Origin of the sequence: Paenibacillus sp. FSL R10-2736 (genome assembly GCF_038000245.1) — a bacterium.
In the GTDB taxonomy this organism is placed as follows: Bacteria; Bacillota; Bacilli; order Paenibacillales; family Paenibacillaceae; genus Paenibacillus_AQ; species Paenibacillus_AQ phytohabitans.
The window spans coordinates 4,708,624-4,721,259 of sequence record NZ_JBBOBN010000001.1; the positions used below are offsets into that span (position 1 = coordinate 4,708,624).

At 55.4% G+C, this 12,636-nt stretch carries 11 protein-coding genes; 1 reads left to right on the forward strand and 10 read right to left on the reverse strand.

The features are described 5' to 3' along the window. Positions 1-280: 280 nt before the first annotated feature. The 9 genes from NSQ73_RS20410 to hemE all read right to left on the reverse strand — a co-directional run bounded on the left by NSQ73_RS20410 (position 281) and on the right by hemE (position 10,406). Complete coding sequence (locus tag NSQ73_RS20410) at positions 281-2,224, reverse strand: ABC-F family ATP-binding cassette domain-containing protein (RefSeq protein ID WP_340987903.1); 1,944 nt, start codon at positions 2,222-2,224, stop codon at positions 281-283. Between the two features lie 56 nt (positions 2,225-2,280). Next, positions 2,281-2,883, reverse strand: a complete 603-nt coding sequence (locus NSQ73_RS20415) for a TetR/AcrR family transcriptional regulator (RefSeq protein WP_340987905.1) — start codon at positions 2,881-2,883, stop codon at positions 2,281-2,283. A 67-nt stretch (positions 2,884-2,950) separates the two neighbouring features. Further along, positions 2,951-3,760, reverse strand: a complete 810-nt coding sequence (locus NSQ73_RS20420; protein ID WP_076244405.1) for a DUF92 domain-containing protein — start codon at positions 3,758-3,760, stop codon at positions 2,951-2,953. A 25-nt stretch (positions 3,761-3,785) separates the two neighbouring features. After that, positions 3,786-4,409 (reverse strand): fumarylacetoacetate hydrolase family protein, encoded by a 624-nt coding sequence (locus NSQ73_RS20425; protein ID WP_039310261.1) that lies wholly within the window; start codon positions 4,407-4,409, stop codon positions 3,786-3,788. 75 nt (positions 4,410-4,484) lie between these two features. Continuing rightward, a complete protein-coding gene (locus NSQ73_RS20430; protein WP_042141002.1) occupies positions 4,485-5,216 on the reverse strand; it encodes a glycerophosphodiester phosphodiesterase in 732 nt (243 codons plus the stop codon). Between the two features lie 30 nt (positions 5,217-5,246). After that, entirely contained in the window at positions 5,247-6,626 is a 1,380-nt protein-coding gene (locus tag NSQ73_RS20435; RefSeq protein WP_340987907.1) for a CapA family protein, read from the reverse strand. Positions 6,627-6,815: 189 nt separating this feature from the next. Next, positions 6,816-8,288: a protoporphyrinogen oxidase gene (gene hemG, locus NSQ73_RS20440; RefSeq protein ID WP_340987908.1), complete on the reverse strand. Its 1,473-nt coding sequence runs from the start codon at positions 8,286-8,288 to the stop codon at positions 6,816-6,818. Beyond that, positions 8,285-9,238 carry a ferrochelatase gene (hemH, locus tag NSQ73_RS20445; RefSeq protein ID WP_445669562.1) on the reverse strand — a complete coding sequence of 318 codons (954 nt, stop codon included), beginning with the start codon at positions 9,236-9,238 and terminating at the stop codon, positions 8,285-8,287. Before hemH ends, hemG begins: the two co-directional genes overlap by 4 nt. A gap of 106 nt (positions 9,239-9,344) precedes the next feature. After that, complete coding sequence (hemE, locus tag NSQ73_RS20450; protein ID WP_340987910.1) at positions 9,345-10,406, reverse strand: uroporphyrinogen decarboxylase; 1,062 nt, start codon at positions 10,404-10,406, stop codon at positions 9,345-9,347. Between the two features lie 227 nt (positions 10,407-10,633). On the opposite strand from hemE, the gene NSQ73_RS20455 reads away from it, so the two are divergent. Beyond that, entirely contained in the window at positions 10,634-11,854 is a 1,221-nt protein-coding gene (locus NSQ73_RS20455) for an MFS transporter (protein WP_042135690.1), read from the forward strand. A 49-nt stretch (positions 11,855-11,903) separates the two neighbouring features. Here NSQ73_RS20455 and NSQ73_RS20460 read toward each other — a convergent pair whose 3' ends face one another. Next, complete coding sequence (locus NSQ73_RS20460; protein WP_340987911.1) at positions 11,904-12,533, reverse strand: O-methyltransferase; 630 nt, start codon at positions 12,531-12,533, stop codon at positions 11,904-11,906. Between the last annotated feature and the right edge of the window lie 103 nt (positions 12,534-12,636).

Genomic DNA, 12,636 nt, shown 5'->3' on the forward strand with positions numbered 1-12,636 from the left:
AGAGTTAGGAAGCAGCAGCGCGGACATAAATGTTGTACGTTTTGCAACTTTGATTCATGAATAACCAGCTGTTCAGGTGGATTGTTGTACAAAATACAAGAATAATCCTGCCAAGCCGCTTGAAAAAGTTGAAATCCTGCCTTTTATACAACAATCGGGGATTTGGGCCGATAAAATGAGGGAAATGTTGTATTTTGGGCAGGATTTTATATCACAACGAGGGGAAACAGCGGAGAGGGGTTTGTCACAACCTCAACCCAGCCCCGCAGCGCTGCAAAACTCACGCCTTACCCGCGATCTTCTCCGCCAGCTCATTCAGATACGTCCAGCGCTCCATCAGGCGCTCCAGCTCCGCTTCAGCCTGCCGCTGCTTATCCACCAGCTCCTGGAGCTTACCGGAGTCGGCAAAGGCCGCCTCCATCTCTGCCGAGATATCTACGAGATGCTGCTCGGCCTGTTCGATGGCCTCGTCGATGCCCTCGTATTCCTTCTGCTCCTTGAAGGTGAATTTCAGCTTCTCGCGTGACGGCGCGGCTGCTGGCGCATTCCCGCTCTGCTCTACAGCTGCAATAGCACTGCGGCCTCCAGTGCCTTCAGACTTGCCGGAGCCCCCACTGCCGGAAGGTACGTTCTTTGCCAGCCATTCTTCGTATTCACTATAGTCACCGACATGAAGCCGGATCGATCCGTCCTCGAAGGCAATCAGCTTATCCACCGTACGATCCAGGAAGTAACGGTCATGCGATACGGTAAAGACTACGCCGGGGAATTCATCCAGATAGTCCTCCAGCACGGCCAGCGTTCCGATATCCAGATCATTCGTCGGCTCATCCAGCAGCAGTACATTCGGCGCTCCCATAAGCACGCGCAGCAGGTAGAGGCGTCTCTTCTCGCCCCCGGAGAGCTTGGAGATCGGGGTCCACTGCATCGCCGGCGGGAACAGGAACCGTTCCAGCATCTGGCCGGCGGTGATGACACTTCCGTCCGCAGTCTTGATGATTTCCGCTTCTTCCTTCACATACTCAATCGCGCGCATGCTGAGATCCATATCCTGATGCTCCTGGGTGAAGTAGCCGAGCTTAACGGTTGTCCCCAGCTGAACCTCGCCGCTGTCCGGCGTAAGCTTTCCGGCGATCAGATTGAGCAGCGTTGACTTGCCGCTGCCGTTCTTGCCGACAATGCCCACCCGGTCCTGCGGCACCGCGATATAGGTCAGGTCTTTGATCAATGTCCGGCCGTCCATGGATTTCGTGAGATCCTGGATCTCAATGATTTTGCGGCCCAGTCTGGTGGAAGCCACGGAAATATCCATCGAGGCAGATGAAGCGCCGCCTGTACTCTCCTTCAGCTTCTCGAAGCGGTCGATACGCGCCTTCTGCTTCGTGGATCGTGCTTTGGCCCCCCGGCGGATCCACGCCAGCTCGGTGCGCAGCAGATTCTTGCGCTTCTGCTCCGCCGAGGCTTCGCGCTCTTCGCGGTCAGCCTTCAGCTCCAGGAAGCGGGAGTAGTTCGCTTCATAGCGGTACAGGCTTCCTCCGTCCAGCTCCAGCATTACGCTGGCTACGCGCTCCAGGAAATAACGGTCATGCGTAACCATCAGCAGGGCGCCGCGCCGTTTCTGCAAATATTGCTCCAGCCAGGCTACGGAATCCGTATCGATATGGTTGGTAGGCTCATCCAGAATCAGCAGCTCTGAAGGCGTGATCAGTGCTGCGGCAAGCGCTACACGCTTGCGTTGGCCGCCGGAGAGGTTCTCCATCAGGGCATCAAATTGTGTAATTCCAAGCTTGGTCAGAACAATCTTGGCTTCACTCTCCAGCTGCCAGGAGCCGGCGGCATCGATGGCCTGCCCGATCCGCACGAGTCTGGCTTCCAGCACGGAATCGCCCGGATTCTGCTCCAGCAGAGACATAATCTCCATATATTCCCGCATCGTGGCAAGCTCCGGATCATCTCCGGCAAACACCTGCTGCAGCACGCTATTGCCAGGCTCATACGGCGGATTCTGGGCCAGATACTGTACACGCACGTCATTGCCGATGGCAATCTGTCCGGCGTCCGGTGTATCCAGCCCGGCGATAATCTTCAGAAAGGTCGATTTACCCGTTCCGTTGACACCAATGACGCCAATCTTGTCCCTGTCGTCCATGCCAAAGGATGCATCAAGGAATAATGTTTTCTCCCCGTAACTCTTGGAGAGGTGTTCCACGGTCATAATATTCATCAGTTGTCCTCGCTTGCCTTATATTTATAAACCAGGTCTGGCTGTATCTCTTAGGATTATTCAAACGGAAGGTCACCGAGTGCCGAATTCAAGCTGCCCAGCGCCCCTGTGATGAAGAGGTTCGCAGCAAACTTTGCCCGCTTATACGCATCTTCTTCCGCAAAGCCGGGGTTAAACAGGATATCCATCTTCAGACGGTCCAGCATACCGATATAAGACTGCGCCATCAATTCCGGCTCGGATGCCCCGCCTTCCAGCAGCACCTTCACTACCGCCTGCATATAGGCTTCCATGAACTGCGCCATATAGTCTACCAGCTCAGGATTATTATTGGGTGCACGGAAGAACAGCTTCGTATGCTGCTTGCGTTCATAATAATAGAACAGATGGTGCTCGGCAATAACGGAGAGCTTATCCGCCAGTCTGGAGCAGGTGCCCAGCTTGCCTTCAAGCTGCTCCAGGAACCCTTCACAATCCCGGCGGGTAACCGCCATGAACAGCTCTTCTTTGCTTTTAAAATATAAATAGACCGTGCCCTTGGCAATTCCGGCCCGCTCTGCCACTTCCGACATCTTCGTTTCGTAGAAGCCGCCTGAACCGAAAAGCTCGTAAGCGGCATCCAGAATAGCTGCATGTTTGTGTACGGATGCGCTGCTCAACGGTTCACCTCCCAACCTTGTATAATAAAATTGTAGCCGGATAACGTAACTAAGGCCCGCCTATCTCCTATCCCGCTCCTATGTAGCTGGCCAGTAGGGCCACCACGCCGCCTATAATTGAACTTACAGCATTCACGGTATCATTGTCCATCCAGCGCCAGCCCCGGGCGTACACGGTCGGCTTACCGCAGTGCATCGAGGCTTCCACCTCGCGGCCGCAGACTGCGCAGCGGTTCATCCGCTGCACCGTTGCCCCCAGCACCGAGTCGGCAAAGGCTCCGGCAAGTCCGCCCAGCAGTCCGGCAAGCGCCAGCGTCAGCAGAGAATGCGGCGGCATGCCGGAGGCTGCCCGCAGCAGCCAGGAGGCTGCGCCGATCAGCGCACCCCCGGCAGCGGCGGCCAGCGTGCCCGGCAGCGATACACCGCCGGAGGTGCCCGCCTGCAGCACCTTCCCGGTCAGTACAGACCGGGGAGGCCGCTTAGCGAGCGTCCCAATCTCTGTTGCCCATGTATCGGAGGTCACGGTAGCCATGACTCCGATAAACAGAAAGCCCCAGATTTCCAGCGGATAAATCGCGTTAAGCAGCACCAGCAGCATGCCAAGTCCGCCGTTGGCGAAGACCTGGCCGGCATCCCGGCGCCCTGTCTTATCATAGGTGGCCTCAAGCTCGGCCTTATTCTCATGATGAAGCTTCGACAGCAGGCTGGAGGAGATGAAGAACAGCAGCAGAATGCCGAACCAGAAGGCATTGCCTGCCCCAAAGTAGATGGTTCCCATCACTATCGCCGCCAGCATGCCCGAGAGGCTCAGCGACTGCTTCCAGTAAGCGGCCCCGGCGACCAGCAGCGCACCGCAGGCCCCGATCAGCCATTGCAGCACTTCAAGTCCTGATAACATCGCCTTAACCGATCAGGCAGGTGCCCATTAGCGTATCGCCCCAGAACAGCTCGAACGAATCGCCGGGCACTACAGGTCCCACGCCAGCAGGAGTTCCGGTGAAGATGATATCATCCTTGCCGAGCCCGTAGCGGGAGGCAATGAATTCAACAATTTTTTGCAGCGAGAAAATCATGTTCTGCACGTTCCCGCGCTGGACCTCAATTCCGTTCTTGCGGACGGTGAAATCCGTTGCTTCCAGCTCCTCCTGCTCCGGAAATGCAATGTAGGGAGTCAGCGGAGCCGCATTCTTGAAGCCCTTGGCTGGTGTCCAGGGCAGGCCTTTTTTCTGCAGATCATTATGCACATCACGGAGCGTGAAGTCGAGGCCCAGCGCCATCACATCCACCAATTCCTCCACACTCATCCCCGGTACGTAATCACGCGCAATACGCAGCACCAGCTCACCTTCATAATGGATCAGTCCCGCATCTTTGGGCAGATGGATGATCGCTTTATCAAGCGCAACAGCAGCATGCGACGGCTTCAGGAAGATCAGCGGCTCGGCCGGCACCTGATTGCCGAGTTCCTCCGCATGTAATTTATAATTGCGTCCCACACAGTACACATTATTGACCGCTCTACTCATTGATCGTTCAGCTCGCTTTCTTCTCAGATTATTAGAATGAATAGATCGTTTAAATGGATTAGTCTATATCCTAAGTCAGGCCTGCAGAAAGATATCGCCCCAAATATCCGGGCGGTTCGTACAGATCATGATATCCGAATGCATGGCGGACAAGCGCCGCATCTCCTTAGCTTTATTCACTGTCCACGCCATGATCTTCACGCCCCGTTCAGCCAGGGATTTCGCCAGAACCGGGCTAAGCCGGTCGGAGCTGATGGATAAGAAGGAGCAGCCCAGCTCGTTCAGCTTTTTGGCCGGATCGCCGGACCTGGAATCATAGATCAGACCGGTACGGAACCGCGGGTCCAGCTCCTTAATCCGCTGCAATGCACCGGCGTCGAAGGAGGTCAGCACCACATCCTCGCGCATTCCCATGGTATTCACCAGATCGATGACCGCTTGCTCAAGGCCAGGGTACATCTCCCCGCTGGTCTTCAGCTCAATGTTAAGCCGCAGTCTGCCTGAAGCCAGGCTGAGCACTTCTTCCAGGGAGGGCACCCGTTCTCCGCGAAAAGCACGCCCTTTCCAGCTCCCCGCATCCAGACGCCGTATATGTTCATAATCCATGTTCTTCACCTTGCCGTGTCCATTGGTCGTGCGGTCCAGCGAATAATCATGGATGACCACAGGCACGCCGTCCTTTGTCAGCTGCACATCAATCTCCATCCACCGCACAAAAGGCAGGGCAATCGCCATCCGGACGGCCGCCAGCGTATTCTCGGGGGCTTTGCCGGAAAATCCGCGGTGGGCGACACACATGTTATTCATCATCATTGGCACCTCCAGCAGAAGTAGGATTTATTGGGCCGACTGCACAACGGTACCATCATTGCGGATCTTCACCAGACCGGAAGATAAGGATTCCACCTTATGCAGCAAAAGCTGTCCATCCGCCTCATTCATCGGCACCGGTTGTCCAAGCTCAGCATCCATCGGACTCAGCTTAAGGGAACATTGTCCCTCCTTGCTGCATTCCGCCTGGAATACAGCCGTCTCCCAGGTTGCCGGAAGACTGGAACGTGTGAAGATAAAGTTGCCTGTGCTGTAGGCAATCCATTTCCCTTTGTAGGGCTCAATCCCCTGCAGCACATGCGGATGTCCGCCCATCACCAGATCGGCTCCCGCATCGATAAAGCTATGCCCCAGCGTCTGCTGGGTCTTGTCATATTGCTCCATCCGCTCCTTGCCCCAATGGACAACGACTACGACAAGATCGGCTTGTTGCTTGGCAGCGGCAATGGCCTTGAGTGCTTCTGCGCTGTCATAGACAGAGGCGAGGCCCGGCTTGCCTGCTTCGGCCTTCCATTCGATCACCGGCATCACCCGTGTGAACCCGAGCAGGGCTATCCTGATACCCTGCCGCTCAAAATACTGCGCAGAGTAAGCTTCCTTGCTGTTCTTCCCTGCTCCGACATAGGGAATGCCCCGCTTGCTCAGGTGCTTCAGGGTATCCAGCAAGCCCTCTTCCCCCTGATCCAGCGTGTGGTTATTAGCCAGATTGACCGCATCTACGCCAGCTGATTTCAGTGCATCCAGCGCTTCGGGAGCACCCTTGAATACAAACTGCTTGTTCGCGGCACCTACACCGCCAGTAGTGATCGGCGTCTCCAGGTTGACCACGGTCAGATCATCCTTTTTGAACATCCCGTCAAGTGCACTGTAAGAATAATCGTACCCTTTCTTCTGCAGCAGCTCCGCTACCTTACCGGCAAAGATAACATCTCCGGCAAAATTCAGCTTCACCGTACCGCCGGAAGAGTTCTCCGGCAAGCCTGATATCAGGCCGCCAGGATTTCCCGTTGTCGCTTGGGGTTCAGCCGTTGCAGCTTCCTTAACCGTTGGAACAGGCGTAATCACGGCTTCCGCAGTCTCCGTAGGCAGCGCAGTGGCCTCCGGTGTTGCATCTGGTGTTGGCTCCGGACTGGCTGTAGCCTCTGCTGTAGGTGCCACCTCCACAGGAGCTGCCGCTGTTGCAGAAGCTTCAGGCGAAGGTGACGGCTCAGTCACTGCTACCGGAGGAGCTGAACTCTCCTTATCTTTGTTATCCATGAAAGAATAGGCCAGCAGGCCGGTTATCATCAGAAGCAACACTACATTAAACCATGCCCAGACCGTTCTGCGCCTCTTTTTGCTGCTATGTTTCTTGCTCTGTCTACTGCGTGACCTCGGCGGATACATGAGTACTGGTAATCTCCTTTACCCTTAAAGTGTTTCTATTATAGCATATCTCTTCCGTGTCGCTCCAAAGTTACCCATAGTCTTCCCGCCCCGCGGAGCGTGGCCTTGGCTTCAATGATTATTCCGGCACTTTATAAATTCCCCAATAAAAAAAGGGTGAAGCGCCACTGCTCCGCTCCACCGCTTCCGTTATACCGTTACAGCTGCCGGTTCCGGCAGCTTCTCTAAATGGGCTGCAGCAGTCTCAGCCGTAAGCTTCGCCTGCTTAATGCAGTCCGGCATGCCGATGCCGTCATAGCCGGCGCCAAAAGCATACACACCCGGCAGCTTCTCTTCCAGCTCACTTCGCAGGCCGGCGATCCGGCCGGGATGGCCTACCGGATATTGCGGCATGGAATGCCTGAGCCGGGTAATCTCGGTGAACAGGGGAGCTGCAGAGATCCCCATAATTTCCTTCAGGTCTTTGCGCACCAGTTCAGCCAGCGCCTCATCCGGCAGGTCTACATTCTGTTCATCCCCCGACCGTCCGACGTAACAGCGCAGCAATACCTTATCATCCGGGCTGGTATGCAGCCATTTCGTAGAAGTCCAGGTACAGGCCGTGATGTTCCGCCCTTCTTTGCGCGGGACCAGGAATCCGGATCCGTCATATTCGGTAACGATATCCTTCTTGGTAAACGCCATGACCACATTAGCCACTGACACATAATTGACAGCATCCAGCGCGGATACATCCACATGCGGACGCAGCAGCTCTGCGGCAGCGAAATTCTGCACGGTTACATAGATATCATCAGCTTGCAGCAGTTCACCGTTGTCCAGCTCCACCTCATAGCGCGGTGCAGCAGAGGCCTCTGCGGATACCCCCGCCCCGCTCCGTACTTTGATGGACACCGCTCCCGTTCCGGTCCGCTGCTGGGCATCCTGCAGATCATGGATCAGGGCATGCACCAGGCTCTGCAGCCCCTGACGGAAAGTCAGGAACGCGCTTTTCTTGGTTCCGGTATGGGTCTCCGCCGGCTTCCTGCCGGTCGTCATCCCCCTGATCAGACTGCCGTACTGGCGTTCGACCTCGCCGAACTGCGGAAAAGTAGCCTGGAGGCTGATCTTGCGCATATCACCGGCATAAATACCGGCGAGCAAGGGCTCTGTCATATTCTCCAGCACCTCTGTACCCAGACGCCGCTCGATCAGGTCACCGAGCGATTCATCCTCGGAGCTGCGGCGAGGCGGAAGTACGAAATCCATCATCGCCCGCATTTTACCGCCGAAGGAGACGAGGCCGCTCTTCAGAAACGGCTTCAGCTCCGTAGGAATCCCCAGAACAAGCCCTGCGGGCATCGGGTGGAGCTTGCCTCGCTGCAATATGTAAGTCTTCTTGGCATTCGGATTCGTGGTCACCAGCTCGTGATCCAGCTCCAGCTCTCTGGCCAGATCAACCATGGCTGTTTTGCGGGCCAGGAAGGAGTCCGGGCCTTTCTCAATGACAAAGCCGTCACGGTGCAGGGTCTCGATTTTGCCGCCAAGGCATTTATCCTTCTCAATCAATATAATTTCCGGCTGAACCCCGGCTTCCCGGTAAAACTTGCGGACGTAGTAAGCGGCACTGAGGCCGCTGAGGCCTCCGCCGATAATTACTACCTTGCGCGGTGAACCGCTCATGATTGCTTCACCTGTAACTGTCCGGCCTTCGTACGCACCACATCGCTAAGCACAGACATATACGCCGGATCGCTGTTCAATGAATCAATCCGCAGCAGCCGCATATCCAGCTCTGAAGCCAAGGCCTGCGCCTCGATATCCAGATCGTACAGGACCTCTAAGTGGTCAGACACGAAGCCAATGGGAGCAGACAGCACATATTTCACCTGAGCTTCGGCCAGCTCACGCATCGTATCCAGAATATCCGGACCCAGCCACGGCTCTGCAGTTCTGCCCGCGCTCTGCCAGGTGAACTGCCAGGACTCCACACCTGCCTGATCGGCAATGGCTTTGGAGGTTTCCAGCAGCTGGTCACGGTACGGATCGCCCATAGCCAGAATGCGTTCCGGCAGGCTGTGTGCGCTGAACAGTACACGTACTTCATCCCTCGCAGCTCCGGTTTCCTCGAATTCATCCAGCTTCGCAGTCACCCGGCGGCTAAGCACATCGATCAGCTCCGGATGCATATGGTAACTCTCGACAAATTCCATATTAATTCCGCAGGCATCCGCTTTATCCTTGGCCCGCTTGATATAGGTTCCAACGCTCATCACCGAGTAATGAGGGGCCAGCACAATGCCTATCGCCTGGGTAATCCCATCCCGGACCATCGCCTCCACACCATCTTCAATGAAAGGTCTGGCATGCTTCAGCCCCTGGTAGCAGACATACTGAATCTGCCCGCTGTTCAGCTTGGCCTGCAGGGCCTCCACCTGGCGGTCTGTATTCTCCCTGAGCGGGAACACGCCTCCTACAATGGCTTCGTAGCGGTCCTTCAGCTCTTTCAGCTGTTCAGCGGAAGGTGCATTGCCTCTGCGGATATGCGTGTAATACGCCTCCACATCCTCCAGACTTTCAGGCGTGCCGTACGACATCACGAGTACTCCAATTTTGGTGGTCACGGTTTCCATCCCCTTTTACGAATAATGTCCTGCGCCTGCTCATTTCACAATTCCATTATGCTCATAAAAAACAAAGAGAGCAGCAATTGCTGCTATCTCATGTACCTTGCTTTAATTACGCGAGCGGTCCTGCTGCCTGTTTCAATGCCGCTGCCGAATACTCATGTACATAATCCGTTAATTCCTTAAGTGTGTCCAATGAAGCTTCAGGAAATAATCCATGGCCCAGATTAAAAATATAACCCGGCTGTCTGATGCCTTCATCGATCAGTTCTTTAGCCCGTTCTTTCAATACGTCCATTGGTGCGGTCAGCAGATAAGGATCCAGATTGCCTTGAATCGCGAATCCTCCGCCCGTTCTGCGTCTGCCTTCGGTCAGGCTTACACGCCAGTCCAGTCCGATCACATCGGCCTGCAGCCTGGCCAGGCTGGGGAGCAGCTCCCCTGAGCTGACACCGGGGAAATAAATCTTCGGAACGTCCAGATCAGACAGCTCGGCAAAAATCCGGGTGATTGTCGGCAGCACATATGCTTCGAAATCACGCGGGGCCAGCGCGCCAACCCAGCTGTCGAACAGCTGGAACGCCTTGCCGCCGCTTGCGACATGGGCGCGAAGATATGCGATAACCATATCGCCCAGCTTCTCCATCAGCTTCTCCCACACGCGGGGCTGGCTGAACATCATTTCCTTGGTGCGGTGATAGCTCTTGGAGGGCCTGCCTTCAATCAGATAGCTGGCGATGGTGAAAGGTGCTCCTGCAAAAGTGATCAGCGGCACGTCCAGCTCTTTGTCGAGGAGGGCAATCGTCTCAAGAATGTGACCCAGATCCCCTTCCACATCAATCGGCTTCAGCCGGTCGACATCCGCCGCCGAGCGGATCGGATTCTCAATGACCGGGCCGATATTCTTCACGATGTCGAAGTCCACGCCAAGGGAAGCTACAGGATTCATAATGTCGGAATACAGGATGGCCGCGTCCACACCCAGCTTGCGCACAGGCATCAAGGTTACTTCAGCTGCAAGCTCCGGCTGTCTGCAGATCTCCAGCAGCGAGTATTTCTCCTTGATTTTACGGTACTCGGGATCATAACGGCCGGCCTGCCGCATGTACCATACGGGAACGTGCTCCGTGCTCTGCTGTCTGCAGGCGCGGATAAAAGTGTCGTTGTAGGTCATGATAAGATCTCCATTAGATTTGATAGTATATTTAGAAAACACATATCATTATTATGCCCCTTTTGCCAGCGGGTAACAACCGCTTCACCCTTAAGGGAATGACAATCCCATGACATTACTATGACAAGTGTTGCACTGCACGGCTAAAAAACTATGATATACTGATATAATGTCAATTTTTCGTGAACTATTTATCTTTGAATCCCCTGAAAGGAAGTGAAAGCACTTTGAAGAATTGGGAGACCTGGAAAGTCAACCTCATGGTGCTTTGGTTTGGCCAGTTTCTGGTGAATGCCGGCATGACTATGATTACCCCTTTTCTGTCCCTTTATCTCGCCAAAGACCTGGGTGTGACCGGAGATCACGCGATCGGGATGTGGGCCGGACTTATTTTTGCCGCAAACTTCTTGACCTCGTTTATCTTTCAGCCCCTGTGGGGCAAGCTTGCCGACAAATACGGCCGCAAAATCATGCTGCTGCGCTCCAGCTTCGGTATGGCAATTGTTATCGTGCTGATGGGCTTCGCGCAGTCCCCGATGCAGCTGCTGCTGCTCCGCCTGCTGAACGGAACCATCTCCGGCTTCAACCCCGCCTCCATCGCGCTGGTCTCGGGAACCACCCCGAAGCCGCGTATGGGCTTCGCGATGGGACTGATGCAGTCCGGCGCTGTAGCCGGTACGATTCTCGGTCCGCTGATCGGCGGCTTGCTGGCGGACTGGATCGGGTTCCGCCCGATCTTTTATGTCGTGGGTGCGCTCTTGTTCGTCGCCTCCCTGCTGGCGTTATTCCTGGTCAAGGAGAAATTCGACCGGGTGGAAGCTGCGCAGGTGCCGCAGGTATCTGTGCTCGAAGGCTTCAAGGAGCTGGCTAAGGTTCCGCAGCTGCCGGCACTGTTCGGCGTGACGTTCCTGCTGCAGTTCGCCATGATCAGCCCGATGTCGCTGCTGCCGCTCTACGTGGAGAAGCTGCACGGCTCCGCTGTGAATATTGCCTTCTGGGCAGGCATGGTCAGTGCCGTCACCGGTATTTCGAACATGCTGGCTTCTCCGCTGCTCGGCAAGCTCAGCGACAAGGTAGGCGCCCACCGGATACTGACCTATGCGCTGATTGGCGCGGCGCTGTTCCTCATCCCGCAGGCCTTCGTGACCAGCGTGTGGCAGCTGATCCTCGTCCGCTTCCTGATGGGCGTCTTCATGGGCGGCCTGCTGCCGAGCGTCAACGCCCTCATCCGTTCCTATACGCCCGACGGCAAGGAGAGCCGTGCCTTCGGCTTCAACAGCAGCACACTGGCACTCGGCAATATGCTGGGCGCAGTCATCGGCGGCTTCCTGTCCGGATATATCGGGATCGAAGGGCTGTTCATCATCTCCGGCGCGTTCCTGCTGATTAATACGGTCTGGGTAAGGCTCAAGTTATATAAGAAGACAGAACCCAGGTTGTTCCGTTAGCAGACTTTGGTATGCGTGGAGCGTATGGGCTCAGCCTGCAGAGGACAGGCTATTTAACCATCGCCAAGGCTAGTCCGTCGTAGGCCGGCAGCAGTGTGCTGGTCAGGCGGGGATCGCCGGCAATCATCTCATTGAAGCGGCGAATCGCCTGAACGGCAGGTCCGTTCTTCTCCGTATTCAGCGTGCGGCCGCGCAAGAAAATGTTGTCACCGGCAATAATTGCGCCCGGGGAAGCGAGCCGGATCGCATATTCCAGATAATTCGGATAGTTCTCCTTGTCGGCATCGATGAAGAAGAAATCATACTTTTGGCCCTGCGCTTCGAGCAGCTTCAGGCTGTCCAGTGCGGGGCCGATTTTGTATTCTACCGCGTCCCCGAAGCCCGCCTGCTCCAGATGGCTGTGGGCAAGCTTGGCATAGTCAGCCTTAAGCTCCAGGGAAGTCAGGCTGCCGCTCTGCGTTAAACCACGGCACAGGCAGATTCCGCTGTAGCCGCCCAGCGCACCAATCTCAAGTATCCGGGTAGAACGTGACAAGGTAACCAGCATCGTCAGCAGTCTGCCGTAGCCTGGAGCGATGGACACCTCCGGCATTCCGTTTGCTGTGATGGCCTGTTTGACTTTTAACAGTAAATCATCCTCTGTATATAGCTGTTCACTGTATTCTTCCTGATTCTGCATATGTATTCTCCTTCAAATTTCATTTTGTGTAGCGTGAACGGGCATTGTGTAGAACCCTTCATTACCCTATACTGATATCTGAACGTTCTAATGGTTCACATTC

Excerpts from the sequence above, each read along its gene's own strand:
- NSQ73_RS20430 (WP_042141002.1), bottom strand. The coding sequence starts at position 5,216 with ATGAATAACATGTGTGTCGCCCACCGCGGATTTTCCGGCAAAGCCCCC.
- hemE (WP_340987910.1), bottom strand. The coding sequence starts at position 10,406 with ATGACCTACAACGACACTTTTATCCGCGCCTGCAGACAGCAGAGCACG.
- NSQ73_RS20435 (WP_340987907.1), bottom strand. The coding sequence starts at position 6,626 with ATGTATCCGCCGAGGTCACGCAGTAGACAGAGCAAGAAACATAGCAGC.
- NSQ73_RS20425 (WP_039310261.1), bottom strand. The coding sequence starts at position 4,409 with ATGAGTAGAGCGGTCAATAATGTGTACTGTGTGGGACGCAATTATAAA.
- hemG (WP_340987908.1), bottom strand. The coding sequence starts at position 8,288 with ATGAGCGGTTCACCGCGCAAGGTAGTAATTATCGGCGGAGGCCTCAGC.
- NSQ73_RS20460 (WP_340987911.1), bottom strand. The coding sequence starts at position 12,533 with ATGCAGAATCAGGAAGAATACAGTGAACAGCTATATACAGAGGATGAT.
- NSQ73_RS20410 (WP_340987903.1), bottom strand. The coding sequence starts at position 2,224 with ATGAATATTATGACCGTGGAACACCTCTCCAAGAGTTACGGGGAGAAA.
- hemH (WP_445669562.1), bottom strand. The coding sequence starts at position 9,238 with ATGGAAACCGTGACCACCAAAATTGGAGTACTCGTGATGTCGTACGGC.